The sequence below is a fragment of the Actinoplanes sp. TFC3 genome (genome assembly GCF_001553785.1).
GTDB lineage: Bacteria > Actinomycetota > Actinomycetes > Mycobacteriales > Micromonosporaceae > Actinoplanes.
In genome coordinates this window covers 931,401-957,493 of record NZ_LOJP01000002.1, presented here as the reverse complement: position 1 = coordinate 957,493, position 26,093 = coordinate 931,401, and the positions used below count along the sequence as shown (strand labels likewise).

Genomic DNA, 26,093 nt, shown 5'->3' with positions numbered 1-26,093 from the left:
AAAGGCGAACCATGTCGTCAACCACGACCGGCACCCGGCCGTTCCTCGAGGTCAAGGACCTCACCGTCCGCTTCGAGACGGACGACGGCATCGTGCAGGCGGTGTCGAACTCCTCGTTCGCCGTCGAGCGCGGCAAGACCCTGGGCATCGTCGGCGAATCCGGCTCCGGCAAGAGCGTCACCTCGCTGGCCGTGCTCGGCCTGCACCGCACCCGCAGCAACGCCAAGGTCGCCGGCGAGATCTGGCTGGACGACCAGGAACTCGTCACCGCCACCGACGAGGACGTCCGCAAGCTGCGCGGCGGCAAGATGGCGATGATCTTCCAGGACCCACTGAGCGCGATGCACCCGTACTACACGGTCGGGGCGCAGATCGTTGAGGGGTACCGGGTGCACCACAAGGGCGTGTCGAAGAAGGAAGCCCGCACGCGCACCATCGACATGCTCGCCCGCGTGGGCATCCCGCAGCCCGAGAAGCGCTTCAACGAGTACGGCCACCAGTTCTCCGGCGGCATGCGCCAGCGCGCGATGATCGCCATGGCACTGGTGAACGACCCGCAGCTACTGATTGCCGACGAGCCGACCACAGCGCTCGACGTGACCGTACAGGCGCAGATTCTTGACTTGATCCGTGACCTGCAGGACGAGTTCGGCTCCGCGGTCATCATGATCACGCACGATCTGGGCGTGGTGGCCGAGCTGGCCGACGACGTGCTGGTCATGTACGGCGGCAAGATCATCGAGCGAGGCCCGGCGGCCGACGTGTTCCACGAGCCGCAGCATCCGTACACCTGGGGTCTGCTCGGCTCGATGCCCCGGCTCGACCGCGACGTGCGCGATCGGCTCACGCCGGTCAAGGGCACCCCGCCGAGCCTGATCAACCTGCCCGACGGCTGCGCCTTCCACCCGCGCTGCCCGTACGCGGGACGCAACGGCAACCGGTCCTTCACCGAGGTGCCCGAGCTGCGCGGTGGCGTGCACGCGGTCGCCTGCCACCTGCCGGCCGAGGAGAAGCGGCGGATCTTCCACGAGGAAGTTGCTCCGAACCTGTGAGCGGGAGTGAGATTTCTATGACGGACAACCTTCTCGAGGTCAGCGGCCTCAAGATGCACTTCCCGATCACCAAGGGCGTGTTCAAGCGCAAGGTCGGCGCGGTGCGCGCGGTCGACGGCATCGACCTGGCGGTCAAGAAGGGCGAGACCCTGGGCCTGGTCGGCGAGTCCGGCTGCGGCAAGTCGACCACCGGGCGCCTGATGACCCGCATCCTCGAACCGACCGAGGGCAAGGTGCTGTTCGACGGCCGCGACGTCAGCCATGTCGGCCAGGCCGGCCTGCGCCCGCTGCGCCGCGACGTACAGATGATCTTCCAGGACCCGTACTCGTCGCTGAACCCGCGGCACACGGTCGGCTCGATCATCTCCGCGCCGCTGCAGATCCAGAACATCCCGACGCCCAACGGACTCAAGTCGGCGGTGCAGGACCTGCTCAAGCTGGTCGGCCTCAACCCCGAGCACTACAACCGCTACCCGCACGAGTTCTCCGGCGGCCAGCGCCAGCGCATCGGCATCGCCCGCGCGCTGGCTCTGCGTCCGAAACTGATCGTGGCCGACGAGCCGGTGAGCGCCCTGGACGTGTCGATCCAGGCGCAGGTGGTCAACCTGCTCGACGACCTGCAGCGCGAATTCGACCTCACGTATGTGTTCATCGCGCACGACCTGTCGGTGGTCCGGCACATCTCGGACCGCGTCGCGGTGATGTACCTGGGCCGCGTCGTCGAGATCGCCGACCGCGAGCAGCTCTACAAGAACCCGCGCCACCCGTACACGGTCGCCCTGATGTCGGCCGTCCCGGTCCCGGACCCCGCCCGCCGCGAACGAGCCCAGCGCAACCGCGTCCTGCTCACCGGCGACGTCCCCAGCCCGATCAACCCGCCGTCCGGTTGCCGCTTCCGCACCCGCTGCTGGAAAGCCCAGGACATCTGCGCCACCGAAGACCCAGCCCTCATCCCGCGCCTCGAAGACCCGGCCTCCCACCAGACGGCCTGCCATTTCCCGGTCACCGAGGACGAGGTCGTCGCCGGCCGCCGCCCAGCCGGAGCACAAGCCTGACAATCAAGATCAGGATGTCGTAGCTCGGTGGGTGGTGCAGACCGCAGTTCCCACCGAGGCCGGGCCCGGACAGCCAGGAGCTGACGCTCCAAAACGGCTGACCGGGCCCTTCATTCTGAGTGGGTGGTCCGCGAGGTCGACTACTTCGGAAGCGCCCTGTGCAGGAAAGTAGCGACAGCAAGCCCAACCGTGATGCCGGCGACGAGGCCGTCGGACGCGATGGGCATCATCGCGGAGGAGTAGCGAGTGATCGGTCAGGACCACACCACCTGGGGTGAGCGGTAGAAGTCGACGCCGCGCAGGGTCCAGCGGGGGCCGTAGGCGCCGAGGCGGGTGGCGAAGGACTGCCAGTCGTGGGTGGCCGGTGGGGACCAGCCCAGTTCGGCGATCGCGGGCAGGCGGGGGAACGCCATGAACTCGATGTTGTCGAGGTTGCGCAGGGTTTCGGACCACAGCGGTGCTTCGACGCCAAGGATGGCGTTCTCGCCGATGCCGGTTACCCGGGTGGCGGGGTCCCAGCCGTACGCGGTCTGCACCTCGATGTAGCCGGCCCAGGTCAGCCCGAGCGGGGTGCTGGGGTCGTACTTCATGTCCAGGTAGGACCGGCTGGCCGGGGACATGATCACCTTGGTGCCACCGGCGACGGCGGTGACCAGGAAGGGCTCGCTGGTTCCGGTGCCCCAGAACTGGGCCACAGCGTTGGCGGCGGCCGGGGACTTGGCGATGTCGTGCCAGCCGTACGCCGTCTTGCCGTACTTGGCCACCAGCGGCAGAACGCGCTGCTGGAACGCCAGGTAGTCGGCGTCGGAGGTGGCGCGGGCTTCGTCGCCGCCGATGTGCAGGTACGGGCCGGGGGTCAGCGCGGCCAGTTCGCGGATCACATCTTCGACGAAGCGGTACGTGGTCTCCGAGCCGATGCACAGCGAGCTGTAACCGACAGCGGTGTCCGTACGCGGCGGCGGTGCCACCCCGTCGCACGTCAGTTCCGGGTACGCCACCTGTGCCGCGTTCACGTGGCCCGGCATGTCGATCTCGGGCACGATTGTGATGAAGCGCTTGGCGGCATACGAGATGAGGTCCTTGTACTGGGCCTTGGTCAAGAATCCCGGGCCGACGCCGTCAACGCCCGTGCCCGCACCCCCGCTGACCTGCGTCAGCTTCGGCCAGCTGTCGATCTGGACGCGCCACCCCTGGTCATCGGAAAGATGCAGGTGCAGATAGTTGATTTTGAACCGGCTGATCTCATCGATGTACGCCTTGATCTCGGCGGGCGCGTGGAAGTGCCGCGCCTCATCCAGCATGGCCCCGCGATAGGTGAACCGCGGGAAGTCCACGATCCCCCCGCCGGCCACGGCCCAGGTACGGCGCACAACCGTCGGCGAATCAATCTCGACAGGCAGCAGTTGCAGCAGGGTACGCGTGCCGGCATAGAGCCCGGCCGCCTTGTTCGCCCGGATCGTGATGCCCGACGTCCGCACCGTGAGCCGGTAGCCCTCGTCGCCCAGGCGTGCCTCGTTCGCGCCGAGCAGTAGGGAGATCGCCGGCAGCGCGCGAGGGGCGATCGGCAGGACTGGCAGCGGGTACCCGGTGGCAGGCCGCAGCTCGCCGGCCAGATGTGTGCCGATTTGCCGGCTGGCGGGGGAGCCGGGCTGGGTACGGATGACGGTCAGCGGGCCGAGGTGGAAGGTCTGCCGGGCGTCCGGGGTGACCTCGACGGGCGCGGGGATGACGCTGGACAGAGCGGGCGCCGGGCTGCTCGTTGCCGGCGCGGTCGCGGCTGGGGGTGTGGCCGCAGCGGGTGTGGGGATGACTAGTAGGGACAGGGCCAGGGCCGCCGTGGCTGTGCGGCGGCGGGTGCCGGGTAAGGCCATGCCCGACGTTACATAGCCGGGCGTCTATTGGAAAAGCGTCCTGTCCGATTCCCTCGATGGGTGCAGGTGCGGTCGCTGGCCGCCTCCTACCCGCGAGCGGGGCCGGTCAGCCTTCGGGGCGGTTGAGGATGCCTACGGCGATCGCGTGCACGGCGTCGAGGCCGGACGGGTCGGGCAGCGCTGCCTTGGCGCCGGTGACGGCGTACCACTCGTCGGCGTCCTTGTAATGGACTTTGACCGCGACTTGGCCGTCGGTCAGCTCGGTGCGCAGTGTGAGCTCACCGGTCACCACGCCTTCCTCGTCGGTCATGACACCGCCCTGACCGGCGGTGATGTCGGTGGAGCGGCTGTCCGCAGCGGCTGCAGGTGCGGCGGCGGGCGTGGCCTCAGCCGCAGGCGGCGCGGTCTGGGCGGCGGGCGTGGCCTCAGCCGCAGGCGGCGCGGTCTCGGCGGCGGGCGTGGTTTCGCTGGCCTGCGCGGTCTCGGCGGCGGGCGTCGAGGTGGGGAGCGATTCGGGCGCGGCGGCGCGGGCCTTGGGTTTGCGGCTCATCAGCACTTCTCCAGCATCTCGGCCAGGGCCTTTTTCTCGGCCGTGGTCACCGTCAGTTTCCAGTGGCTCTTCACGGTGATCCAGTCCTGCGCGTAGGAGCACCAGGACGCTGCGCGTTCGGGCTTCCAAGTGGACGGATCCTGGTCACCTTTTGACCGGTTGGAGGACGCTGAAACCGCTACGAGCTGCGGGTTGTCCAAGTCGTTGGCGAAATCTTCGCGCTTGTCGTCGGTCCACTTGCTCGCCCCGGAGCGCCAGGCGTTGGCCAGCGGGACCATGTGGTCGATGTCGACCTTGCCCGGGTCGGTGATCTTGTCGCCGTCATAGAGGCTGGTCCAGGTGCCGGCCACCACGTTGCAGCCGGAGAACTTGACCTTCGTTCCGTCTCGCTTGAGGACGGAGTCGCGGACGTCGCAGTTGCTGCCGGTGCTGCGCCAGTGCGGGAACCTGTCCCTTTTGTACCCGCTCATCGAGCCGGCCTTGGCGACGGTCAGCTTGTCGAGCTGGCCCTTGGCGGCGTTGGGGTCGCCGGCCTTGGTCGTGGCGGTGGTCGCGCCGGGCGACGACGGCTGGTCCGTGACGGTGACATCGCAGGCCGTCGCGGTGGTCAGGGTGAGCAGGGCGGCGGCGAGGGGGAGGACGAAACGTGGGGGCACGGTGCAAAGCGTATGGAACGTTTGACCGTTTCGCTCGACTCGTCATCCGTGGGGGAAATCTCCCGCGCGCCGCCGGGATCGCCGGTCGGCGCGCGGGAAGCACTGCGAAGCAGTTGTTGAGCAGCAGAAACTCAGCGCGCGCGGTTGACGGCGCTGGTCAAGGCCTGGACTGAGGCGGTGACGATGTTGGCGTCAAATCCCACACCCCACAGCGTGCGGCCGTTGATCTCGCATTCCACGTACGCCGCCGCCTGAGCGTCCTCACCGGAGGTCAGCGCGTGCTCGGCGTAGTCGAGCACCCGGACCTGAACGCCGAGCGGCTCGAGGGCCTGCACGTACGCGTCGATCGGGCCGTTGCCCACGCCCACGATCGGACGGCGGGCGCCGCGGTGGCGTACCTCGACGTCGATCTCGACCTTGCCGTCCACCGTGGCGGTGCTGTAGCGCTCCAGCGTGATGATGCCGAACTGCTGGTGGTCGACCAGGTACTCGCTGGCGAAGATGTCCCACATCTGCTGCGGGCCGACCTCCCCGCCCTCGGCGTCGGTTACGTGCTGCACCACGCCGGAGAACTCGATCTGCAAGCGGCGGGGGAGGTCGAGCTTGTGCTCTTCCTTCATGATGTACGCCACCCCGCCCTTGCCGGACTGCGAGTTGACCCGGATGACCGCCTCGTAGGTGCGACCCACGTCCTTCGGGTCGATCGGCAGGTAGGGCACGCCCCAGGCGAAGCTGTCGACGTCGGTGCCGGCGTCCGTGGCCTCCTGCTGCAGCGCGGTCAGGCCCTTCTTGATCGCGTCCTGGTGCGAGCCGGAGAACGCGGTGTAGACCAGATCGCCCACATACGGGTGGCGCTCGTGTACGGGCAGTTGGTTGCAGTATTCGACGGCACGCTTGATCTCGTCGATCTGGGAGAAGTCGATCATCGGGTCGACGCCCTGGGAGAACAAGTTCAGACCGAGCGTGACCAGGTCGACGTTGCCGGTGCGCTCGCCGTTGCCGAACAGGCACCCTTCCACCCGGTCGGCGCCGGCCAGCACGCCCAGCTCGGCGGCGGCCACGGCGGTGCCGCGGTCGTTGTGCGGGTGCAGGCTGAGCACCACGCTGTCACGGCGGGGCAGGTGCCGGTGCATCCATTCGATGCTGTCGGCGTACACGTTGGGGGTGGCCATCTCGACGGTCGCCGGCAGGTTGATGATCAGCGGGCGGTCCGGGGTCGGGTCGATCACGTCGATGACGGCCGAGCAGATCTCCAGCGCGTAGTCGAGCTCGGTGCCCGTGTAGGACTCCGGCGAGTACTCGTAGAAGATCTGGGTGTCCGGGGTGTGGATCTCGGCGTACTTCTGGCAGAGCCGGGCGCCGGTGGTGGCGATGTCGGTGATGCCGTCCTTGTCGAGGCCGAACACGACCTTGCGCTGCAGCGTCGACGTGGAGTTGTAGAAGTGCACGATCGCGCGCTTGGCGCCGCGCAGCGACTCGAAGGTGCGGTCGATCAGGTGCTCGCGGCACTGGACCAGCACCTGGATCGTCACGTCGTCCGGGATCAGGTCCTGCTCGATGAGCTGGCGGACGAAGTCGTAGTCGGTCTGGCTGGCCGCCGGGAAGCCGACCTCGATCTCCTTGTAACCCATCGCGACCAGCAGGCTGAACATGCGCCGCTTGCGCTCGGGGGACATCGGGTCGATCAGGGCCTGGTTGCCGTCGCGCAGGTCGACCGCGCACCAGCGGGGAGCGTTCTCGATGCGCTGGGCCGGCCATTGCCGGTCGGGCAGGTCGACGGCGAATTGCTGCTGGTAGGCGCTGTAGCGCTGGAAGGGCATCCCGCTGGGGCGCTGACGCGCGATGGGATTGTCAGATTCGGTGGTTACGTCGCTGGACATGCGAGCTCCTGATGGGGTTGGTCAGTTCACGAGGAACGACCGGCGCGCATCAACTCCGCGACGAGGTGCCGGCCTGTGATAGGGCCTCGTCGCGGCAGCGAAGGAGAAGGAGCGCGTTCAGCATGTCGACGCCACCCTACGTGAACCGATGGGCCGCCGCTAACCCTACGCCCGGATCGTGAGAAGCCAAGAAATCGCGAGCGGCATCACGCGGAAGGGGAAGGCAGGGGTGCATTCATTGATGGAATGAGGGACGGCTGTACGGGCGGTGGTGGCGGAGAAGCCAGCCCGAGGGGGTCACCGCCGCTCACCGGGCCGGGGAGTTCGATGGTGGAAGGCGGGGCTGCGGGCGTACCGGCGATGGTTATTGTGCCGAAGTTGACCCTTGCTGCGGTGAGAAGACCTTCGGGGCTGTAGCAGTAGATGCCGATGTCGACGGCAGCGGAGAGCGAAGCGGTGTTGGAGTCCACCGAGTAGCAGTCACCCGTCGACCCGGGCAGCGGCTGGGCGGCATTGACCGACAGCGCGGACTGCCGATCGGTGAACACGGGCAGCCATTGCCGGAAGAGGCGCTGGATCTTCGGGTCGTACTTCTTCGGGACCCGCTCGCCCTTGTCCGCGACCCTGACACAAGCGGGTGTGATCAGGGGATTGGTGGCCGACGGGATGGCGCACTGGAACAGACCCGCCTCGGTCTGGGCGATGGCGACGTCGGCCGTCCCGCCGAGCGCGCCGCCCGGGATGTCGACCCGCCAGCTTCCGTCGTTCGCCACCGTCGCCATGACCGAGCGCTGCGCCTCACCTACCACGTCCAGGGTGTAAAGCGCTGCGAAACGGTAGTCCACGGCAAGCGCGGCCCGGGCGGCCAGTTCCGCACGGGCGTTCTCGTCCCCGGCGTCCGCCGAAGCGCTCGGCGAGCCGGAAGCGGGCGGCTGGGCCGCGGGCTCCGAGCCGCCGCAGCCCGCGAGTGCGGCGGTCAGCAGCGAAGCGGCCAGCGCGGACAAAGCACGCGAGACGGGACGGGAGCGCATCGAGACATTCTCGCCTCCCGGCACCACGCCGGGGGCGGACATTTACATCGTGTCGCGGTACACAGGCCGGATTCTGGGATCGGTTGAGGGACTGGGCGGGGGGCGCCGCTAGTCTGGTCAGCGATTGACTCAGGGGAAGGAGCCGGCTGCCGTGGCCCTGGTGGTGCAGAAGTACGGCGGTTCGTCCGTGGCCGACGCCGAGCGCATCAAGCGCGTGGCGGAGCGGATCGTGGACGCCCGCAAGGCCGGGGACGACGTGGTCGTCGTGGTGTCCGCGATGGGCGACACCACCGACAACCTGCTCGACCTCGCCAACCAGGTCAGCCCGCTGCCGCCCGGCCGTGAGCTCGACATGCTGCTGACCGCGGGCGAGCGCATCTCGATGGCGCTGCTCGCAATGGCGATTCACAACCTCGGTTATGAGGCGCGTTCCTACACCGGCTCGCAGGCCGGCGTGCTGACCACCTCGGTGCACGGCAAGGCGCGGATCATCGATGTCACGCCGGGCCGGTTGCGCACCGCGCTGGATGAGGGCGCGATTGCGATCGTCGCCGGTTTCCAGGGCGTCTCGCAGGACACCAAGGACATCACCACGCTGGGCCGGGGCGGCTCGGACACCACCGCGGTGGCCCTCGCCGCCGCGCTGCACGCCGACGTCTGTGAGATCTACACCGACGTCGACGGCGTGTTCACCGCCGATCCTCGGATCGTGCCCAACGCCCGGCACATCAAAGAGATCACCTACGAGGAGATGCTCGAACTGGCCGCGGGCGGCGCCAAGGTGCTGATGCTGCGCTGCGTGGAATACGCGCGCCGCTTCAAGGTGCCGATCCACGTACGCTCGTCGTACTCGAACAAGCCCGGCACTGTCGTCAAGGGATCGATGGAGGACCCCAACGTGGAACAAGCGCTGATCACCGGGGTCGCCCACGACCGGAGCGAAGCCAAGATCACCATCGTCGGGGTGCCCGACGAGCCCGGTTCGGCCGGTCGCATCTTCGACACGGTGGCCCAGGCCGAGATCAACATCGACATGATCGTGCAGAACGTGTCGACCGAGGGCACCGGGCGCACCGACATCTCGTTCACGCTGCCCAAGTCCGACGGCCCGACCGCGATGGCGGCCCTGGACAAGATCAAAGAGCAGATCAAGTTCAAGAACCTGCTCTTCGACGACCACGTGGGCAAGGTGTCGCTGATCGGCGCGGGCATGCGCTCGCACCCGGGCGTGGCCGCCTCGTTCTTCGCCTGCATCGGCGAGGCCGGCGTCAACATCGAGATGATCTCCACCTCGGAGATCCGGGTCTCGGTGGTCTGCCGCGACAGCGACCTCGACACCGCGGTGCGCGCTGTGCACGACACGTTCGAGCTGGGTGGCACCGAAACCGCAGTGGTATACGCGGGGACCGGCCGGTAATCCCGGCCATGGGGGTGCAGCCCACGCTCGCCGTCGTCGGAGCCACCGGTTCCGTCGGCACGGTGATGCGTGAGCTGCTGACCTCGCGCCGCAACGTGTGGGGCGAGATCCGCCTGGTCGCCTCGGCCCACTCGGCCGGCAAGGAACTGTCCTGCCGCGGCGAGCAACTGGTCGTGCACGAGCTGACGCCCGAGGTTTTCGACGGCGTGGACGTGGCGATGTTCGACGTCCCCGACGAGGTGGCGGCCGACTGGGCGCCGGTGGCCGCGGCCCGCGGCGTCACGGTGGTCGACAACTCGGCGGCCTGGCGGATGGACCCGGACGTCCCGCTCGTGGTGCCCGAGGTCAACCGCCGCGCGCTGCGCCACCGCCCCCGCCGGATCGTCTCCAACGCCAACTGCACCACCATGGCGATGATCATGGCGATCGCCCCGCTGCACCACGAGTACGGCCTGCGCGAACTCGTCATCGCCTCCTACCAGGCGGTCTCGGGCGCCGGCCAGGTCGGCGTCGACGTGCTGCACGATCAGCTCAGCAAGGTGGCCGGCGACCGCACCCTGGGCTCGCGCCCGGGCAACGTACGCCAGGCGGTCGGCGATGACCTCGGCCCGTTCCCGGCCCCGCTCGCGCTCAACGTGGTCCCCTGGTCCGGCGACTTCGGCCCGCTCGGCTGGTCCTCCGACGAACTCAAGCTGCGCAACGAGTCCCGCAAGATCCTTGAGCTGCCCGACCTCAAGGTCTCGGCCACCTGCGTACGGGTCCCGGTGGTGACCGGGCATTCGGTGGCGGTGCACGCGGTGTTCGCCTCCGAGGTGACCGCCGACGAGGCCCGCCAGACGCTGCGCAACGCCCCCGGGGTGATCCTGGTCGACGACCCGGAGGCGGGAGAGTTCCCGATGCCGATCGACGCGGTGGGCACGGATCCGGCGTGGGTCGGGCGCATCCGGCGCGCGATGGACGACCCCCGGGCGCTGGACGTGTTCATCACGGCGGACAACATGCGCAAGGGCGCGGCGCTCAACACCGTGCAGATCGCGGAGCTGCTGGCCGCCGAGATCACCAAGGGCTGAACTCCGGCGGGAACTCGATCTGGGTGAGGTTCTCGGAGACCGCCCGGAGCCAGCGCGAGGGTGCGGTCGAGGACCCGCCGGCCGGTGGTCATGGTGAACCCGGTTCGCGGTCACCCGGGCCGCTGACCCGAACCGTTTATTTCCGAGTTCGTGCGATCGGCGAAAGAGTTCCTCGGTGGAGATCAAAGCGCGCTGCGGACGTACCGCTGATTTATTTTGGAAGTTTCTTAAGAGATGTTGACGACGACCATCTGCATCTAGTTGAGTCGATGTATTCCTTCCGTCCCCCAACGCGGAAACGGTGAACCATGTCCCAAAAGCGGCTCTTGGCGCTTGCGGCCTCGGCTGGCGTTGTTGTCGCCGGCTTCGCTGCAGCGCTCGTCCCCATGACGGCATCCCAGGCTGCGGAGGCCTGCGTCGCCGGCTACAGCAGCTCGGCCGTCTACACGGGAGGCCAGCGCGCCTCCTACAACTCGCACAACTGGACCGCCAAGTGGTGGACCCAGGGTGAGACCCCCAGCACGGGTGGCTCGGGCGTGTGGAACGACGACGGTAGCTGCGGCGGCGGCACCCCGACCAACCCGCCGCCCGCGGGCAACTGCAACTATCCGAACTGGGCCGCCGGCACCTGGTACGACGCCGGCGCGATCGTCAAGTACACGAACGGCAACTACTACCGGGCGAAGAACGCGAACCCCGGCTACGACCCGATCATCAGCACCTGGTTCTGGGAGCAGTTTGCCTGCGGCGGCACCAATCCCACCACGCCGCCGCCCGGCAACACCGGCAGCTTCCCGGTGTCCGAGGCGCAGTTCAACCAGATGTTCCCGAACCGGATCCCGTTCTACTCGTACTCCGGCCTGATCGACGCCATCAAGAAGTACCCGGCGTTCACCACCACCGGCAGCGACACGGTGAAAAAGCAGGAAGCCGCCGCGTTCCTGGCGAACATCAACCACGAATCCGGCGGGCTGGTCTACACCGAGGAGACCAACACCGCTAACTGGCCGCACTACTGCGACACCGGCCAGCCTTATGGTTGCCCGGCCGGGCAGTCGGCGTACCACGGTCGCGGACCCATTCAGTTGAGCTGGAACTTCAATTACAAGGCGGCCGGCGACGCGCTCGGCATCGACCTGCTGAACAACCCCGACCGGGTCAAGAACGAGACGTCGGTGGCTTACCAGACCGCCGTCTGGTACTGGATGACCCAGCGCGGCCCGGGCTCGATGACCCCGCATGAGGCCATGGTGAACAGCCGTGGTTTCGGCGAGACGATTCGCAGCATCAACGGCTCGATCGAGTGCAACGGCGGAAATCCCGCTCAGGTGGCGAGCCGGGTTGATTCGTACAACCGGTTCACCGCGATTCTCGGCGTCCCCGCGGGCTCGAACCTTTCCTGCTAGAAAACTGCGTCAGATCGCCAGCTGTGGCCGGGCCGGAACGCCCACCACAGCTGGCGCTGCGCCGCGTTGGGGTAGCTGGTGCGGCACCGGACCGGGGACCAGCATGGATTCCAGAGCCGGCGCTACCGAGCGGCGGTCGCTGAGCTGAATAAGCCGGGCGGCACGGGCCAGCGAGCCGGTTTCCCCGTCGCGGAATCCCTCGCGGTAACCCTTCTCGTACCGTTCCCCGCGGCCGAGGGCGCGGCCGAGGGCGAAACAAGTGGAGCCGGCGAGGGCGATCAAGAAAAGCAGCGCGAAGGGTGTCACGACAGGCCTCTCAACGGAATTCAACCGAGGTGCTCAACGGAAGTGGGTCCTGAACAACCCTCATTCGCAAACTAGCCGAAACCAGACAAAACCCAAGAGAAGTCCGCAGCAACAACGCTTACGGGTGAATGGAATTCGGGGCGGTAAGCGATCCCCGGAGCAGGGCCTGCGGCAGATCGGCGGAGTTCATCGGCCGGCACAGGTGAAAGCCTTGGCCATAGGAGCAGCCCAACCGGCGCAGCGCTTCGAGTTGCGCCGCGTTCTCGATGCCCTCGGCGACCACGCGCAGGCCGAGAATGTGGCCCAGTTCGACAATTGTTCGTACCAGAGCCAGATCTTCGCCGGTCAGTTCCGCCCGTGCGATGAACGCCCTGTCGATCTTCAACTCGTCCACCGGCAGTTCGCGCAGGTAGGCCAGCGAGGAATAGCCGGTGCCGAAGTCATCGATGGACAGATGCACACCGAGCTCGCGCAGGCTGGCCAGCGACGCCACCGCCGCGCCGGGGTCGCTCATCAGCACCGACTCGGTCAGCTCCAGCGTCACCGCGCTCGACGGCAGCCCGGCCACCGCGAGCGCCCGGGTCACGTTCGCCGCGAAGCGCGGGTGCACGAGCTGGATGCCCGACACGTTGACGTTGAGCGTGAGATCCGGCGACACCCGCCGCCAGGCCGCTACCTGGGCCGCGCTGGTCTCCAGGACCCACTGGCCCAGCTCGATGATCAGCCCGGACTCCTCCGCGATCGGGATGAAGTCCACCGGCGACACCAGCCCGCGCGCCGGGCTGTGCCAGCGGACCAGCGCCTCGACGCCGGCGATCTCCCCGGTGTCCAGGCGCACGAGCGGCTGATACTGCAGCCGGAACTCGCCCTCCTGCAAGGCGCGCTGCAGGTCCGTGCGCAGGCTCAAATAGTTGAGCGCCTCGGTGTGCATGTGCGGCTCGTAGACGACGACCTTGCCCGGACCTTCCTTCTTCGCCCGGTACATCGCCAGGTCCGCGTTGCTCAGCAGGGTGTCGGAGTTGGCCGTCGCGGCCCTGGTGATCGCCACCCCGACGCTCGCGCCGATGAAGATGTCGCGCTCCTGCACCCGGAACGGCTCCCGGATCGCGGCGATGACCCGCTCGCCGACCGAGGCCGCGGCCTCGACCGGGGAGTTGTGCAGCAGCACCGCGAACTCGTCGCCGCCGAGCCGGGCAGTGGTGTCGCTGGCCCGCACGCACGCCCGGATCCGCCCGGCCACCGCGCCGAGCAGCTGGTCACCGGCCTCGTGGCCGAGGCTGTCGTTCACCGCCTTGAACCGGTCCAGGTCGATGAAGAGCACGCTGGTCGGCTCGGTCGCCGCCTGCCGCGACGCCAGCACCCGGTTGAAGATCTTCAGGAACAGGCTGCGGTTGGGCAGGCCGGTCACGGGATCATGGTGCGTCTCGCGGACGGCCTCCACGGTACGGGCATCGGTCAGCGCCAGGCTCACCTGCTGGGCGAACGCGGCGAGCTGTTCGCGCTGGTCGGCGGCGTCCGGCAACTGGGCGACCAGGCTGCCGGCCAGCTCCCCGGTGACCCGCACCGGGATGGCGATGACCATGCCCCGCGACGGGTCGTGCGGGTTGACCGGCCGGATGATCACCTTGGCCGTGGCCATTGCCTCGCGGGCCTCGGTGTGCGAGCTGTCCGGGTCGGCAAGCGAGTAGCCGTCGGCGCCGGAGGTGGAGGCCACGCTCAACCGGCGACCGTTGCCCCCCTCGGCCAGGATCAGGGCTACCGGTGCGCCCTCGAGCAGGGCGGCCGTACCGCTGGTCACGGCATCGAGGATCTCGGGCAGCGGCTTGCGGTTGGAGATCGCCCGCTGGATCGTCAGCAGCGTCTCGACCAGCCGCTGCCGGTTCTGCGCCTGCTCCAGCAGGATCAGCCGCTCGGTAGCTTCGCGTTCCCGGTCGGCGCGCAGCGTCCGCTCGTCACGCAGCACCCGGATGCTGCGCAGGGCGACACCGAGCACCTGAGCCATGCCCTGCAGCATCTGCCGTTCCTCGGGTTCGAACGGCATCTCCAGGCGGGCCACCACCAGCGCGCCTTCGAGGGCAGCACCCAACCCGCTGGGCACGGCGTACAGATCGCCCACGCCGGGAACCGTCAAAGTGCCGGGGACCTGGGCCACCGCCAGAAGCCCTTTCACCGGTACGTCCGCACCGAACCCCCACGCACCCTGCACGACATCGCCGAACACCACCGCGCCGGCTTCGGCTTCGAGCATCTCGGTGGCCCGCTCAACGGCAACCGCGATGGCCACCACCTCGTCCACCGACGCGTTGACGGCGGTGAAGTACTCCGTGAGCTGATGAGTTGACCAGGCGAACATGGGTCAGGCCAATGCCACGGTGACCAGGGTCAGGGCGTGGGTGCCGAGCGATCCTCGTACCCGGGCGATCTCTCCCAGAGAGTAGAACCCTCCGAACGGCACTCCGGGCAGTGCGGTCTTGATCGTCGCGAGTTCCTCGTGCACACCCGCGTCACCCAGAATGCCGTGCCGGCCACCGCCGTCGAAGGTGAACACCCCGAGCGGCTGGGCGCCTCCGAGCCCGGCAATCGCCTGCGCGCACGAGTCAGCGGCCCCGCCGAGAATGTCCTGGTACTGACCGTCCATCAACCAGCAGATCGCGCCCTGCGGCATGGCGGCCAGCCCGGACACCGAACGCTGGACATCGTCCGCGCTGGTCAGGATCCGGATGTCCGCGCCGCTGCGCCGGGACAGACCGAGGGCCTGCAGCCGGACGTCGTGGGAGAACAGCTCGTCGGATGTCGTCGCGCCGCGGCGGCGAAGCAGCACGTCCAGCGCCGGTTCGCCGTCGAGTTCGAGAATGCGGTTTCCCTGGCTGCGGGTGATGACCATGGCCGGCTCGGTGCGGTGCCAGCCGTGCGAGATGCCCACGCTGATCGCCGCGTCCGAGCCGATAGCGACCCCGACGACTGCGCCCGAAACTACCCGGTCCTCGGAGAACTGGTAGGAACGCGGCCCGGTGCCGTTGCCCGTCAGGCCGCCGACCAGCGGAACCGCTGCGCCCAGCACCGAATAGGCACCGCGGACGATTTCGTGGGGATTTCCGGACATGCCCTCGCAGATCAGCATCAGCGCGGTGTGCGGCTTGTCGATGCCGGCCATCGCGCGAGCCACCTCAGCCCCGGCTTCGCGGTGGCCATTGCCGCCCACATAGGCAACGCGCGTGCTGATCTCGAACCCGTCCCCGCCCAGCGCGGTGATCGCGACGCCGCCCTTGGTCACGCCCTCCGAGGAGAGTTCCCCGAGCGAACTTCCGCCGACCACTGCCGCTCCGAGTCCAACTTCCGCGCGCACCGCCTCGATCAACGCCGGCAAGTCATAAGCCGGAGAAGCAAAGACGAACACCGCTTTCGGGGTACGACCAGAGCACGCGGCCGTGGCAGCCTCCGCCCCGGCCTTCGCCGCATCCGGCGCGGTGCTGTGGCCGGCCCCGAACCACCGCCCCTGAGGACCCTGCATGATCTTCCCATCGGCGGTTTCCGGGGATCGCTGAGAGCCACCTATCCTGTTACCTCGTGACTGACTCTGACCTCGCTCGCCAGGTTCGCGATGTAGCCCGGCTGACCGGTGAATTCACCCTGCGCTCCGGCCGGACCGCCACCGAATACTTCGACAAGTACCAGTTCGAGGCGGACCCGGTGCTGCTCGACCGCCTCGCCGAGCAGATGGCCGTGCTCATCCCCGAGGGCACCGAGGTGCTGGCCGGCCTCGAAATGGGCGGCATCGCCGTGGTGACAGCCGTGGCCCGGCACGCCAAGCTGCCCACCGCATTCGTCCGCAAGCAGGCCAAGCAGTACGGCACCGCCCGCCTGTGCGAAGGCGCCGAGGTGGCCGGGCGCCGGGTGCTGGTCGTGGAAGACGTGGTCACCTCGGGCGGTCAGGTGGTCATCTCCACGAACGAGCTGCGCAAGCTCGGGGCGCACGTCGACCACGCGCTGTGCGTGATCGACCGGCAGGAGGGCGGATCGGAGGCGCTGGCCGCGGATGGCATTACGCTGCGGGCGCTGCTGAGCCGGGCTGACCTCGAGGCCGCCGCCTAAGCTCCGGTTTCGGTTCTGACCCACTCCAGATAGGCCGGATTCCCGGCCAGGACTGGCAAGGCGATCACGCAGGGCACGTCATAAGCGTGCTCTGCGTCCGCCCGAGCCACAATCTCCGGTACGAGCGCAGCCCGCGTATGCAACGCGACTCTGGCCTCGGCATCGTCTTCGATCTTGCCGTTCCACCGGTAGATCGAGCGGATCTGCTGCCCGGTGTGCCCGCACGCCGCCAGCCGATCCTCGACAAGCCGGCGGGTAAAACCAGCCAGCCACTCGGCGTCGGCCGCTGTGATGACGACCTCGCAAACGTCATCGGTCATGAGATGGCGCACCCATTGGTCGGGCTCAAGGTCAGCTCGATGACCGCATCCAGCCGGTCCCGGGTCTTCACCAGGTCGACGATCTGCTGATCGATGCGGTCCCGCTCGGCGGCGAGCCGGGCCTTGGACTCCGGGGTGTTGACCTTGGCGTCGACGCAGGGCAGCAGCTCGGCGACCGTCTTGCTGGACAGCCCGGCGCCGTACAGCATCTGGATGAGCTGGACCCGATCCACCGCGCTGTCGTTGTAGTGGCGCTGCCCGCTCGTGCTGCGCTCGGAATACAGCAGCTCCTGCTCCTCGTAGTAGCGCAGGGCCCGGACGCTCACACCCGCCTTGGTCGCCAGCTCACCGATCCGCACAAGCTCCCCTATGGTTGGAATTACCGCTGACGTCAGCGTCAGGGATTAGCCTAGCTCACCGCTCTGAGCTGCGATTTCGGGCCAGGGGTATACCGATTTCGCGTCCGGGGCAGCGTCGGATACTATTACTCAGCACGCATCGGGGTGTGGCGCAGCTTGGTAGCGCGCTTCGTTCGGGACGAAGAGGCCGTCGGTTCAAATCCGGCCACCCCGACCAGATGCAGGGGCTGTTCTCCTTCGGGAGAGCGGCCCCTGGTGCTTTCCAGGACGGGTCCGCACCTCCCCGCCTGCAGCGCTGCGCCCAGCGAGACGCCAGCCCGACCTCACTGCTGAGTCACCAAGCGGAAGTTAAGTGCCTCGAACGCAACTCCGTTGACGGGATCGATGTCATCGAGCGATTGCCCACGCGAAGCGAGCAGCATTTGCACTTCGTAGCTGGAGAGCAACGAGAACCTGAACACCTTCGAACGCAGGAAGCGGATGTGGGGCCGAAGCGGCGGCTCCATCTCGTTCAAGCAAAGGGATGCGTGATCCGAAGCTGTTTTCGCCGCATCCGGCAACCCGGTTGCGGCGAACCCCTCCCGCTCATCGAGACCCAGGATGATGAGGCCGCCGCGCATGTTCGACAGGGTGTCAGCAGGAGGGGGTCGGAGCATCCCCGCTCAGCGAGGAATCAGCGTCAAAATCGAGGCTTCCGGCCGGCAGGCAAACCGGTAGGGCGCCGTCGGGTGCGTCCCCAGCCCCGCCGACACGTGCAGCCACGAGCGCGACGCCGGCCACCGGTGCAGTCCCTTGGCCATCGAGCGGGGGAGGTCGCAGTTGGTGGCCAGGGCGCCGTACAGCGGAACGCAGACCTGGCCGCCGTGGGTGTGGCCGGCCAGCAGGAGGGCGAAGCCGTCGGCGGCCATGGCGTCGAGGACCCGGGAGGCCGGGGTGTGGGTGACGCCGATGTGCAGGTCGGTGTCGGGGCTGGCCGGGCCGGCCACGGCTGGGTAGTCGTCGCGTTCCACGTGGGGGTCGTCGACGCCTACCAACTCGATGGAGCGGCCGCCGGCCTTGAGCGTGGTGCGAGCGTTGTTCAGGTCGGCCCAGCCGGAGGCGGTCAGGCCGGCGCGCAGGTCCTCGGTGGGCAGTTCCACGCCTTGGACGTACTCGCCGGTGGGGAAGACGTAGCGCAGGGGGTTCTTCCAGACCGGGCCCCGGTAGTCGTTCGAGCCGAAGACGAACGCGCCGGGGATGTCGAGCAGCGGGTCGAGGGCGCGCAGGACGCCGGGGACCGCTTCCGGGGAGGACAGGTTGTCGCCGGTTACCACGACGAGGTCGGGGTCGGTGCCTACCAGCGCGGACACCCAGGCCTGCTTGCGGTGCTGGCCGGGCATCATGTGCAGGTCCGAGATGTGCAGGATGCGCAACGGCTCGGCATCGGGTTCGAGCATGGGGACGTCGACGCGGCGCAGGGTGAACAGGTTGCGCTCAATCAGCGACGCGTAGGCGAAGGTGCCTGCGCCGGCGACGGTCAGGGTGGCGGCTGCGGAAATAAGGGAGCGCTTGCGCATGACGGCCAGAGTAGTTTGGGCGTCCATGGGAACGTTGAAAGACCGCCTGACCGATGACCTGCGCTCGGCCATGAAGGGCCGGGACGAGCTGACCACCTCCACGCTGCGGATGGCGCTGTCCGCCGTGCGTACCGCTGAGACCTCCGGGGATGCCGCCCGCGACCTCTCGGACGACGAGGTGCTGGCCGTGCTGACCAAGGAGGCGAAGAAGCGCCGGGAGGCAGCGACCGCGTTCCAGGGGGCTGGGCGCGCCGACCAGGCGGCGAAGGAGAGCGCCGAGGGCGAAATCCTGGACCGCTACCTGCCGGCCCAGCTCACCGACGAGGAGATCGCGGGCATCGTGTCCGAGGCGCTCAAGGCGGGGGGCTTCTCCGGCAAGGCGCAGATGGGCCCGGCCATGAAGGCGGCCCAGGCCGCGGTGGCAGGCCGGGCCGAGGGTGGTCGCGTGGCGGCAGAGGTACGGCGTCAGCTCGCCTGAACCGACGACGGGCGGGTCACCACCGGGGTGACCCGCCCGCTCACCGCAGGAAACTCAGCGCCCGCCCGGGGGCTTTGGGCCCGGCTTGTCGCTCGGTTTGTCCCCGGGCTTGTTGTCCTTCTTTTCCTCTTCCTTGCCCTTGCTGACCTCGATGCTGACGAAACCGCCCTTGATGGTCCGGTTGCCGGGGTTGGTGCCGGCCGCGGTGCCCTTGGGGCAGTCCGACTCCACATCCTGACCGACCGTGGCGGTGAAGCCGGCGCCCTCGATGCGGGCCCTGGCGCTCTCGATGCTCGCGCAGGTGACGTCGGGGATGTAGCGCTGGTCGCCCTCGGAGATCTTCTTCGAACCCGGCGTCTTGAACTGGACCTTGGGCTTGCCCTCCATGTAGTCAGCCATCGTGTCCCACACCGCGGGGTTGACGATGTCGTGCGACATGCGGTCCGAGTGGTTCTGGTAATCCGGGTTGACCAGGTAGCCGGCCACGGTCAGCGACGACGAGCCGATGATCAGCGCGGCGGTCTTGTCGTGGTCGGTGGTGCCGGTCTTACCGTAGATCGGGTGCTTGATCTCGCCGTGGGCCTGCGGGGCAGTGCGGCCCTTGCAGTTGCCGAGCTGCGCCGAGTCGCCGACCGGGCAGCGAGCCGCGTCCAGCGCCGCCCGGGCCACGTCGGGTGAGGTGGCCCGGCGGCAGTTGGGTTTGCCGACGTCGAGCTTGTCGCCGCTCATCGTGGTGATCTGCTCGACCGGGGTGGGCGCGCAGTACATGCCGTCGCCGGCCAGCGTGGCGTACGCGTTGGCCATGTCGAGCGGCGTGGACGACGAGACGCCCAGCGTGAACGCACCCCACTGGTGGGCGGCCTGCTCAGTGGCGGCGAAGTTGGCGTCGTCCTTGGCCCGGAACTGCACCCCGAAGCGCTTGGCCACGTCGACCACCTTCTCGGCGCCGACACGCTCCTGCAGCGGCACGAAGTAGGTGTTCACCGAGGCGCCGAAGCCAGTCCACATGTTGAAGATGCCGGCCTCGCTCGCCGAGGCGTTCGACGGGCAGTAGTACTTGCCGTTACACGTCGAGGGGCCGGGCGCGATGATGTACTTCGAGATGTACTTGGCCGGCGCGTTGATCGAGTAGGCCAGCGGGTAGCCGTTCTCCAGCGCCGCCACCATGGTGAACATCTTGAAGACCGAACCGGCCTGATAACCGGTGATGTCCCCGCCCCCGCTGAGCAGCGGGTTCGTGGTGTTCGGGTACGTACCCCTGATCTTCTTCTTGGCCTTGGACGGGTCCGACGACATCTTGTTCTGGGGCTTGTCCGGGTCGTCGAGCTTGAACTTGCGGTTCGCGGCGAGCGCGCGCACCTTGCCGGTGCCGGGCTGGATGCCGGCCAGCAGCAGGGCGTTCTTGTTGGTGTCCTTGATGTGGTCGAGGATGTTCTCGCGCGCCGCGTTCTGCGCCTTGATGTCCAGCGAGGTCTCGATGCGGTAGCCGCCACCCTTGAGCCGGCGCTCCCGGTCGTACGTGGTCGCCCCGAACGCGTCCTGGCTCAGCCACCAGCGGTAGAAGTAGTCGCAGAAGAAGCCCCAGCTGTTGGTCTTCACCGACACGCAGCCGTTGCCGACGTGCTGGACTGTGCGACTGATCTTGGTCTTCTTGGCCTTGGCGGCCTCGTCGGGGGTGACGTAGCCCAGCTCCAGCATGTCGTCGACCACGTAGTTGCGCCGGTCCAGCGCCTGCGGGTAGCCGCTGGCCGTGGTCGGGTTGAACGCGGTGGGCGCCTTCACCATGCTGGCCAGCAGCGCCGACTCGGCGACCGAGAGGTCCTTGGGCTTCTTCTTGAAGTAGACCTGGGCGGCCGCGGAGACGCCGTACGAGCCGTTACCGAATGGCGCTTGATTCAGGTAGTGCTCGAGAATTTGGCCCTTGGTGAGCTCCTTCTCGACCTGCATCGCGTACTTCATCTCGGTAATTTTGCGCTTCGGCGTGTCTTTCGTGGCGTCCACGACCTCTTGCGCCGTCTGTCCGGAATAGGCCAGCGACATTCGTACGTACTGCATCGTCAGCGTCGAGGCGCCCTGCTGCGACTTACCGCTGTTGTTGCTGACAATCGCGCGGGCAACGCCCTTGAGGTCAACGCCGTTGTGCTTGAAGAACTCGTGATCCTCGGCGGCCACGATCGCGTCCTGCATGTTCTGCGAGATGTCCTTCAACGGAACTTCACTGCGGAACTCGTCGTAGAACACGGCAATCTGCGTCTTGTTATCGGACGCGAAGATTCGGCTCACCTGAGGCGTACTTGCCACTTTGAGTTCGCTCGGCAATGCCGCGAAGGTTTCGCCGCCCGCCTTCGCCGCCAGGCCGGACATGGCCACTGCGGGGAACGCGGCGGCGGCGACGACAACACCCGCGAGCAGGCCACAGATCAGTAGCGAGGTCGCATTGGCGAAGATGTTGTGATCGCGTCTGCGCATCCAGGAGGTCACCTGAGCAGGGTACGCGAAAAGTGCGCGGGTCGACTCGTCCGAAAGGTCACGGCTCGCCCAGAATGATTCTGCCCGGCCGATCGGCGGCGCACCTCGCTTTCTGAGAATTCCGGCGAACTTTTCGCCATCCGGTCAGCCCGGGATGCCCGGAACTCCCGAGGTATACGTATTTGAGGGACAACGTTGCGTAATCGCCCGACTACGGAGCATGATGGTCCGGCGAGCTATCGCAGTGACGCCTGTTGGTCCTGAGGACACATCCGCCTTGCCACCGGATTTCCATAGTGCATTGGCGCAGGACCGCCAGACGTCAGGGGGTGAATGCAAGGGGGGACGTGTACCGATGGGAATGATCAGCGACTGGCCCAGCATGGCGGCGTGTCAGAGTGGCGACCCTGATGCGCTTTTCGTGCAGGGCGCCGAGCAGAACGTGGCTAAGAGGATCTGCCGCAGCTGCCCGGTCCGCTACGAATGCCTCGCCGATGCGCTGGACAACCGGATTGAATTCGGCGTCTGGGGAGGCATGACCGAGCGGGAGCGCCGCGCATTGTTGCGCCGGCACCCGCACGTGGCGAGCTGGCGGAAGATGTTCGAAGCCGCGCTGCGCGAAAAGGGCGCTGACAAGGTGCTGGTTTCCACTCGCTGATCACGCGGTGAGAGCAGCTCCGATATTTCGCAGCCCGTCGACGTCGTGGACGTCGGCGGGCTGCGCTGTCACGGCCACCGCGGGCACCTGCGGGAACGCGTCGGTGAACCGGGCGGCCACCCGGACCTCGCGCTCGATCTGGCGCAGCAGCCCGGCGTGGATGCGCAGCGCCTCCGCCGTGACCTGCTGATCCTGCGGGTCGAGGGAAGCCAGCGCGGCCTCGGTGTCAGCCAGCGGGATCGAGTCGAAGGCGACGTCGTGGGTGCGGTTGAGCACCAGCCCGGCCAGCGGCATCCGCTCAGCCACCAGCCGCTCGGCGAAGTAGGCGGCCTCGCGCACCGCGTCCCGTTCAGGCGCGGCGACCAGCAGGAACGCGGTCTGCGGGTCCTGCAGGATGCGGTAGGTCTCGTCGGCGCGCTGGCGGAACCCGCCGAACATCGAGTCCAGCGCGGCTACGAAGCCCGACAGGTCGGTCAGCAGCTGCGCCCCGAGGATCTTCTGCACCGCCCGGGAGAACACCCCGAACGACGCCGTGACCAGGCTGAACATGCTGCGGCCGCCGCGCGCCGGGGCCATCAGCAGGCGCAGCATCTTGCCGTCGAGGAAGCGCGACAGCCGGGCCGGGGCGTCGAGGAAGTCAAGCGCCGAGCGCGAGGGCGGCGTGTCCACCACGATCAGATCCCACTCGTCGCGCGAGCGCAGCTGGCCCAGCTTCTCCATGGCCATGTATTCCTGCGTGCCGGAGAACGTGGAACTCATGGCCTGGTAGAACGGGTTCGCAAAGATCTCGGTCGCCCGCTGCGGCGAGGTGTGGGTCTGCACGACCTCGTCGAACGTGCGCTTCATGTCCAGCATCATGGCGTGCAGCTCGCCACCGGTGGCGACGGTGTCGATGCCCTTGACCTGGCGCGGCGTGTTGTCCAGCTCGTTGAGGCCCATGGACTGCGCGAGCCGCCGGGCCGGGTCGATGGTCAGCACCACCGTGCGCCGGCCGTGCACCTCCGCCGCACGCAGGCCGAGGGCGGCCGCGGTGGTCGTCTTGCCCACGCCGCCCGCGCCGCAGCAGACCACGATGCGGGTGGCCGGGTCGGCCAGCAGAGCGTCGACGTCCAGGCGCGGAGCGGTCTGATCAGCCACACTTCGAGCGTACGCACTCGGTGCTCCGCACGCCGGATCAAGCGCTGCGGCTCACAGCTTCAAATCGCCCAGAAGTAGCTCGGCCAGGTGATTGAGCCCGTCGCGGTCGACGCCGGCGTCCAGCAGCGGCAGCTCGACCATGGGGTAGCCGGCCTCGGTCAGATCGGTGCGCAGCGACTCCTCCAGCTCGCGCCGGGTCAGGTGGGCCTTGGCCTCGGCCTGCAGCCCGGTCACGGTGGCCGGGTCGCTGGGCAGGCCGGCCGCGGCGAGCCCCCGCTTGAGCTCGGTCTTGGTGACCCGGGCCCCGGAGAGCAGCGGCGGACGGGCCCCGTTGACGATGATCCGGCCGATCGGGATGTTCAGCGCGGTGAGCTCCTCGATCGCGTCGAGGCTCTCCTGCACCGGCATCTCCTCGAGCAGGGTGACCACGTGCACCGAGGTGATCGGCGAGCGCAGCAGCGAGGCAACCCCGTCGCTCTGGTTCTTGATCGGGCCCATCTTGGCCAGCCGGGCGGTCTCCGCTGTGACGTTCAGAAAACGCCCGATCCGGCCGGTCGGCGGGGCGTCGAGCACCACGGCGTCGTACGCCCGGCGCCCGTTGTCGGATCGGGTGGTCGCTTCCTTGACCTTGCCGGTGAGCAGGACGTCGCGCAGGCCCGGGGCAATGGTGGTGGCGAAGTCGATGGCGCCGATCTTGCGCAGCGCCCGGCCCGCCGCCCCGAGCTTGTAGAACATGTCGAGGTATTCGAGCAGCGCTTCCTCGGGGTCCACGGCGAGCGCGCGCACCTCGCCATCCGCCTTGGGTGGCGTGGCGATGCGCAGTTCCTTGTAGGGCAGCGGCTCGGTGCCGAACAACTGCGCGATGCCCTGGCGCCCCTCGACCTCCACCAGCAGGGTGCGATGGCCCCCCGCGGCCAGCCCGAGCGCCAGGGCGGCCGCGACGGTTGTCTTCCCGGTGCCGCCCTTACCCGTCACCACATGCAGGCGTGCCGGCCACTCATTACGACCCATCATGCAAAGGTACGGCCACAGCTCACCCTTTGATGTCGCAGACGAGCCAGCCTGTCTTGCGGATCACCGTGAACGTGAGTTGCTGCTGGGCGCTCTTCTCGTCGTCGGTTGTCATGGTGAGCTGCACATCCACGGTGGCTTGCTTGCCGGTGCTGGCGGAGATTGCCGGGTCGCTCCAGCGGAACAACGGCGCCGGGTACTCCGTGGCGTACCCCTTGATCTGCTCCACCCGCTCCTGCAGCTTGTTCTCGTCGCGGGCCTCATGGCAGACCTGGCCGGAGGCGGCGCCGGCGTTCTGCTCGGTGTAGATGGCCGTCATGAACCGGTCCACGGCGGTGGCCGGATCGGGTGAGCCGCGACCGCTGTCCGCATCGTGCAGCAGCAGGAAGGCCGTGGCCGCGCCGCCTCCGAGCAGCAGCACGGTCAGCACTGCGGCGAGCGCGATCCACCGGCCGGGACGGCGCGGCGGCTGGTCGAGCAGCACCGACTCGGTGGCGTGCGGGTCGAACGGCACCTCCCACGGGTGCGGCAGCATGCTCAGGGGGATGGCCTCGGGGGGCTCGTCGTGCTGCACGCCCGGCTGCACCTCGGCCGGCGGGGAGTGTTCGAAGGCCAGGTGGTCCGGCGGGTGGGTGTGCCACTCCCCGTCCCGCTCGTGCTTGGCGTGGAACGGCTCGCTCGGCGGCGGCTGATGCCAGACGACCTCGCCCTCGACCGTCTCGAATTGCTCAGTCTGGTCGGCCTCGTAGGCATAGGCGAGCGGTTCGGGCTCACCGGGGTAGGGCACCGGGCCGGGCGTGAGGAGCGCCTCGAACGGGGGGAGCGGGCGAAACTCGACGGTGGGATGCTCGTCGGCCGCCGTCTGCGGTTGCGTCATCGTGCTCCTGATCGCCTCCGGCGGCCGCACCTCCCCGTGGCCAGCATATTCCTGCTGCCTGACTAGGCTGGCGCAATGCAGAAGTGGGAGTACGTGACCGTGCCGTTGCTGGTGCACGCGACCAAGCAGATTCTCGACAACTGGGGCGAGGACGGCTGGGAGCTCGTGCAAGTTGTGCCGGGTCCCAACCCGGACCAGCTGGTTGCCTACCTGAAGCGGGCTAAATCATGACGACTCCCGTGCCGGTCAGCGGTGACGGTGGCGCGGAGATCTACGCGAAGCTGGCCGAGCTGGGGCTGACGCTGCCCTCGGTGGTGCCGCCGCTGGCCGCGTATGTGCCGGCGGTGCAGACGGGCAACTACGTGTACGTGTCCGGCCAGCTCCCCCTGGTTGACGGAAAGTTGCCGGCCGCCGGCAAGGTCGGCGCGGACGTCACCCCGGAGCAGGGTGCCGAGTTGGCCCGGATCTGCGCGCTCAACGCCCTCGCCGCTATCGACGCGCTGGTCGGCCTCGGCCGGGTCGTGAAGATCGTCAAGGTGACCGGTTTTGTGGCTTCGGCGAGCGGTTTCACCGGTCAGCCCGCTGTCATCAACGGTGCCTCGCAGCTGTTCGGCGACGTGCTCGGCGAGCAGGGCCGGCACGCTCGCAGCGCGGTGGGCGTGGCGGAGCTTCCGCTCGGCGCGCCCGTCGAGGTTGAGGTCATCGCCGAGGTGGGCTGAGGCCCCCGCCCCGGCGTGATGTGGGTTTCGTTGCCGAACGTGACCGTGGGTGACCGGGTCGCACAATCCGTGCTCGGCTGCGGGGCGTTCGGCGACGTACCATGCGCTGGGGGGTGGCATCTT

At 68.2% G+C, this 26,093-nt stretch carries 26 protein-coding genes and 1 tRNA gene; 11 read left to right on the top strand and 16 right to left on the bottom strand.

Annotated features, from left to right (window positions below):
- Window positions 1–11 precede the first annotated feature (11 nt).
- Together TFC3_RS31510 and TFC3_RS31505 are read left to right on the top strand one after the other, a co-directional pair.
- Entirely contained in the window at window positions 12–1,052 is a 1,041-nt protein-coding gene (locus TFC3_RS31510; protein WP_067509246.1) for an ABC transporter ATP-binding protein, read from the top strand.
- A gap of 17 nt (window positions 1,053–1,069) precedes the next feature.
- Window positions 1,070–2,107 (top strand): ABC transporter ATP-binding protein, encoded by a 1,038-nt coding sequence (locus TFC3_RS31505; RefSeq protein WP_067509244.1) that lies wholly within the window; start codon window positions 1,070–1,072, stop codon window positions 2,105–2,107.
- Window positions 2,108–2,361: 254 nt separating this feature from the next.
- Here TFC3_RS31505 and TFC3_RS31500 read toward each other — a convergent pair whose 3' ends face one another.
- The 5 genes from TFC3_RS31500 to TFC3_RS31480 form a co-directional block, all read right to left on the bottom strand.
- Entirely contained in the window at window positions 2,362–3,978 is a 1,617-nt protein-coding gene (locus TFC3_RS31500) for a family 20 glycosylhydrolase (protein ID WP_153040553.1), read from the bottom strand.
- Window positions 3,979–4,084: 106 nt separating this feature from the next.
- Window positions 4,085–4,528, bottom strand: a complete 444-nt coding sequence (locus TFC3_RS31495) for a hypothetical protein (protein ID WP_067509242.1) — start codon at window positions 4,526–4,528, stop codon at window positions 4,085–4,087.
- The gene (locus TFC3_RS31490) at window positions 4,528–5,184 is read right to left on the bottom strand and encodes an HNH endonuclease family protein (RefSeq protein WP_067509240.1); all 657 of its coding nucleotides are present in this window, start codon (window positions 5,182–5,184) and stop codon (window positions 4,528–4,530) included. The genes TFC3_RS31495 and TFC3_RS31490 overlap by 1 nt, the downstream gene beginning before the upstream one ends.
- A gap of 131 nt (window positions 5,185–5,315) precedes the next feature.
- Window positions 5,316–7,064, bottom strand: a complete 1,749-nt coding sequence (gene leuA / locus TFC3_RS31485) for a 2-isopropylmalate synthase (protein ID WP_067509238.1) — start codon at window positions 7,062–7,064, stop codon at window positions 5,316–5,318.
- A 206-nt stretch (window positions 7,065–7,270) separates the two neighbouring features.
- A complete protein-coding gene (locus TFC3_RS31480; protein ID WP_067509916.1) occupies window positions 7,271–8,095 on the bottom strand; it encodes a hypothetical protein in 825 nt (274 codons plus the stop codon).
- Between the two features lie 151 nt (window positions 8,096–8,246).
- On the opposite strand from TFC3_RS31480, the gene TFC3_RS31475 reads away from it, so the two are divergent.
- The 3 genes from TFC3_RS31475 (at window position 8,247) to TFC3_RS31465 (ending at window position 11,988) form a co-directional block, all read left to right on the top strand.
- On the top strand, window positions 8,247–9,512 hold the full coding sequence (locus tag TFC3_RS31475; protein WP_067509236.1) for an aspartate kinase: 1,266 nt from the start codon (window positions 8,247–8,249) through the stop codon (window positions 9,510–9,512).
- Between the two features lie 8 nt (window positions 9,513–9,520).
- Window positions 9,521–10,582 (top strand): aspartate-semialdehyde dehydrogenase, encoded by a 1,062-nt coding sequence (locus tag TFC3_RS31470; protein WP_067509234.1) that lies wholly within the window; start codon window positions 9,521–9,523, stop codon window positions 10,580–10,582.
- A gap of 386 nt (window positions 10,583–10,968) precedes the next feature.
- Window positions 10,969–11,988 (top strand): glycoside hydrolase family 19 protein, encoded by a 1,020-nt coding sequence (locus TFC3_RS31465; RefSeq protein WP_369819712.1) that lies wholly within the window; start codon window positions 10,969–10,971, stop codon window positions 11,986–11,988.
- A 9-nt stretch (window positions 11,989–11,997) separates the two neighbouring features.
- On the opposite strand, the gene TFC3_RS31460 is transcribed toward TFC3_RS31465, so the two are convergent.
- From TFC3_RS31460 to TFC3_RS31450, 3 genes are all read right to left on the bottom strand, one after another.
- Window positions 11,998–12,294, bottom strand: coding sequence for a hypothetical protein (locus TFC3_RS31460; protein ID WP_067509230.1), 297 nt, complete (start codon window positions 12,292–12,294; stop codon window positions 11,998–12,000).
- 118 nt (window positions 12,295–12,412) lie between these two features.
- The gene (locus tag TFC3_RS31455) at window positions 12,413–14,647 is read right to left on the bottom strand and encodes a bifunctional diguanylate cyclase/phosphodiesterase (RefSeq protein WP_067509228.1); all 2,235 of its coding nucleotides are present in this window, start codon (window positions 14,645–14,647) and stop codon (window positions 12,413–12,415) included.
- A 3-nt stretch (window positions 14,648–14,650) separates the two neighbouring features.
- Complete coding sequence (locus TFC3_RS31450) at window positions 14,651–15,805, bottom strand: FIST signal transduction protein (RefSeq protein ID WP_067509226.1); 1,155 nt, start codon at window positions 15,803–15,805, stop codon at window positions 14,651–14,653.
- A 56-nt stretch (window positions 15,806–15,861) separates the two neighbouring features.
- Between TFC3_RS31450 and pyrE the strand changes: the two genes are divergently transcribed.
- Window positions 15,862–16,386, top strand: a complete 525-nt coding sequence (gene pyrE, locus TFC3_RS31445; protein ID WP_067509224.1) for an orotate phosphoribosyltransferase — start codon at window positions 15,862–15,864, stop codon at window positions 16,384–16,386.
- Here the strand turns inward: pyrE and cutA are convergent.
- Both cutA and TFC3_RS31435 read right to left on the bottom strand, forming a co-directional pair.
- Window positions 16,383–16,706: a divalent-cation tolerance protein CutA gene (gene cutA, locus TFC3_RS31440; protein WP_067509222.1), complete on the bottom strand. Its 324-nt coding sequence runs from the start codon at window positions 16,704–16,706 to the stop codon at window positions 16,383–16,385. The two genes, pyrE and cutA, sit on opposite strands and share 4 nt — an antisense overlap.
- The gene (locus TFC3_RS31435) at window positions 16,703–17,065 is read right to left on the bottom strand and encodes a MerR family transcriptional regulator (RefSeq protein ID WP_067509220.1); all 363 of its coding nucleotides are present in this window, start codon (window positions 17,063–17,065) and stop codon (window positions 16,703–16,705) included. Before TFC3_RS31435 ends, cutA begins: the two co-directional genes overlap by 4 nt.
- Window positions 17,066–17,205: 140 nt before the next feature.
- Here TFC3_RS31435 and TFC3_RS31430 point away from each other — a divergent pair.
- Window positions 17,206–17,282: transfer RNA gene (locus TFC3_RS31430), tRNA-Pro, on the top strand.
- A gap of 106 nt (window positions 17,283–17,388) precedes the next feature.
- Here TFC3_RS31430 and TFC3_RS31425 read toward each other — a convergent pair.
- Together TFC3_RS31425 and TFC3_RS31420 are read right to left on the bottom strand one after the other, a co-directional pair.
- The gene (locus TFC3_RS31425) at window positions 17,389–17,685 is read right to left on the bottom strand and encodes a hypothetical protein (protein WP_067509218.1); all 297 of its coding nucleotides are present in this window, start codon (window positions 17,683–17,685) and stop codon (window positions 17,389–17,391) included.
- A 42-nt stretch (window positions 17,686–17,727) separates the two neighbouring features.
- A complete protein-coding gene (locus TFC3_RS31420; RefSeq protein ID WP_067509914.1) occupies window positions 17,728–18,621 on the bottom strand; it encodes a metallophosphoesterase in 894 nt (297 codons plus the stop codon).
- Between the two features lie 25 nt (window positions 18,622–18,646).
- Here TFC3_RS31420 and TFC3_RS31415 point away from each other — a divergent pair, with 25 nt between their 5' ends.
- On the top strand, window positions 18,647–19,099 hold the full coding sequence (locus TFC3_RS31415) for a GatB/YqeY domain-containing protein (protein WP_067509217.1): 453 nt from the start codon (window positions 18,647–18,649) through the stop codon (window positions 19,097–19,099).
- A gap of 54 nt (window positions 19,100–19,153) precedes the next feature.
- Here TFC3_RS31415 and TFC3_RS31410 read toward each other — a convergent pair whose 3' ends face one another.
- A complete protein-coding gene (locus TFC3_RS31410; protein WP_067509215.1) occupies window positions 19,154–21,568 on the bottom strand; it encodes a transglycosylase domain-containing protein in 2,415 nt (804 codons plus the stop codon).
- A 355-nt stretch (window positions 21,569–21,923) separates the two neighbouring features.
- On the opposite strand from TFC3_RS31410, the gene TFC3_RS31405 reads away from it, so the two are divergent.
- Complete coding sequence (locus TFC3_RS31405) at window positions 21,924–22,226, top strand: WhiB family transcriptional regulator (protein ID WP_041832981.1); 303 nt, start codon at window positions 21,924–21,926, stop codon at window positions 22,224–22,226.
- Here TFC3_RS31405 and TFC3_RS31400 read toward each other — a convergent pair whose 3' ends face one another.
- Genes TFC3_RS31400 through TFC3_RS31390 form a run of 3 tightly spaced genes read right to left on the bottom strand, consistent with a single transcriptional unit; the run spans window position 22,227 to window position 25,251 of the window.
- A complete protein-coding gene (locus TFC3_RS31400; protein ID WP_067509213.1) occupies window positions 22,227–23,363 on the bottom strand; it encodes an ArsA family ATPase in 1,137 nt (378 codons plus the stop codon). It lies immediately after the preceding gene.
- Between the two features lie 51 nt (window positions 23,364–23,414).
- Window positions 23,415–24,374 (bottom strand): ArsA-related P-loop ATPase, encoded by a 960-nt coding sequence (locus TFC3_RS31395; protein WP_067509912.1) that lies wholly within the window; start codon window positions 24,372–24,374, stop codon window positions 23,415–23,417.
- Window positions 24,375–24,396: 22 nt separating this feature from the next.
- Entirely contained in the window at window positions 24,397–25,251 is an 855-nt protein-coding gene (locus TFC3_RS31390; RefSeq protein ID WP_067509211.1) for a hypothetical protein, read from the bottom strand.
- Between the two features lie 75 nt (window positions 25,252–25,326).
- Here TFC3_RS31390 and TFC3_RS37525 point away from each other — a divergent pair, with 75 nt between their 5' ends.
- Both TFC3_RS37525 and TFC3_RS31385 read left to right on the top strand, forming a co-directional pair.
- Window positions 25,327–25,482 (top strand): DUF4177 domain-containing protein, encoded by a 156-nt coding sequence (locus TFC3_RS37525; RefSeq protein WP_153040552.1) that lies wholly within the window; start codon window positions 25,327–25,329, stop codon window positions 25,480–25,482.
- A complete protein-coding gene (locus tag TFC3_RS31385) occupies window positions 25,479–25,970 on the top strand; it encodes a RidA family protein (protein WP_067509209.1) in 492 nt (163 codons plus the stop codon). Before TFC3_RS37525 ends, TFC3_RS31385 begins: the two co-directional genes overlap by 4 nt.
- The last annotated feature ends 123 nt before the right edge of the window (window positions 25,971–26,093 follow it).

Excerpts from the sequence above, each read along its gene's own strand:
- TFC3_RS31470 (WP_067509234.1), top strand. The coding sequence starts at position 9,521 with ATGGGGGTGCAGCCCACGCTCGCCGTCGTCGGAGCCACCGGTTCCGTC.
- TFC3_RS31425 (WP_067509218.1), bottom strand. The coding sequence starts at position 17,685 with ATGCGCGGCGGCCTCATCATCCTGGGTCTCGATGAGCGGGAGGGGTTC.
- leuA (WP_067509238.1), bottom strand. The coding sequence starts at position 7,064 with ATGTCCAGCGACGTAACCACCGAATCTGACAATCCCATCGCGCGTCAG.
- TFC3_RS37525 (WP_153040552.1), top strand. The coding sequence starts at position 25,327 with ATGCAGAAGTGGGAGTACGTGACCGTGCCGTTGCTGGTGCACGCGACC.
- TFC3_RS31415 (WP_067509217.1), top strand. The coding sequence starts at position 18,647 with ATGGGAACGTTGAAAGACCGCCTGACCGATGACCTGCGCTCGGCCATG.
- TFC3_RS31505 (WP_067509244.1), top strand. The coding sequence starts at position 1,070 with ATGACGGACAACCTTCTCGAGGTCAGCGGCCTCAAGATGCACTTCCCG.
- TFC3_RS31500 (WP_153040553.1), bottom strand. The coding sequence starts at position 3,978 with ATGGCCTTACCCGGCACCCGCCGCCGCACAGCCACGGCGGCCCTGGCC.
- TFC3_RS31455 (WP_067509228.1), bottom strand. The coding sequence starts at position 14,647 with ATGTTCGCCTGGTCAACTCATCAGCTCACGGAGTACTTCACCGCCGTC.
- TFC3_RS31395 (WP_067509912.1), bottom strand. The coding sequence starts at position 24,374 with ATGGGTCGTAATGAGTGGCCGGCACGCCTGCATGTGGTGACGGGTAAG.
- cutA (WP_067509222.1), bottom strand. The coding sequence starts at position 16,706 with ATGACCGATGACGTTTGCGAGGTCGTCATCACAGCGGCCGACGCCGAG.
- TFC3_RS31410 (WP_067509215.1), bottom strand. The coding sequence starts at position 21,568 with ATGCGCAGACGCGATCACAACATCTTCGCCAATGCGACCTCGCTACTG.
- TFC3_RS31465 (WP_369819712.1), top strand. The coding sequence starts at position 10,969 with ATGACGGCATCCCAGGCTGCGGAGGCCTGCGTCGCCGGCTACAGCAGC.
- TFC3_RS31390 (WP_067509211.1), bottom strand. The coding sequence starts at position 25,251 with ATGACGCAACCGCAGACGGCGGCCGACGAGCATCCCACCGTCGAGTTT.
- TFC3_RS31495 (WP_067509242.1), bottom strand. The coding sequence starts at position 4,528 with ATGAGCCGCAAACCCAAGGCCCGCGCCGCCGCGCCCGAATCGCTCCCC.
- TFC3_RS31405 (WP_041832981.1), top strand. The coding sequence starts at position 21,924 with ATGGGAATGATCAGCGACTGGCCCAGCATGGCGGCGTGTCAGAGTGGC.
- TFC3_RS31385 (WP_067509209.1), top strand. The coding sequence starts at position 25,479 with ATGACGACTCCCGTGCCGGTCAGCGGTGACGGTGGCGCGGAGATCTAC.
- TFC3_RS31420 (WP_067509914.1), bottom strand. The coding sequence starts at position 18,621 with ATGCGCAAGCGCTCCCTTATTTCCGCAGCCGCCACCCTGACCGTCGCC.
- TFC3_RS31450 (WP_067509226.1), bottom strand. The coding sequence starts at position 15,805 with ATGCAGGGTCCTCAGGGGCGGTGGTTCGGGGCCGGCCACAGCACCGCG.
- TFC3_RS31510 (WP_067509246.1), top strand. The coding sequence starts at position 12 with ATGTCGTCAACCACGACCGGCACCCGGCCGTTCCTCGAGGTCAAGGAC.
- TFC3_RS31480 (WP_067509916.1), bottom strand. The coding sequence starts at position 8,095 with ATGCGCTCCCGTCCCGTCTCGCGTGCTTTGTCCGCGCTGGCCGCTTCG.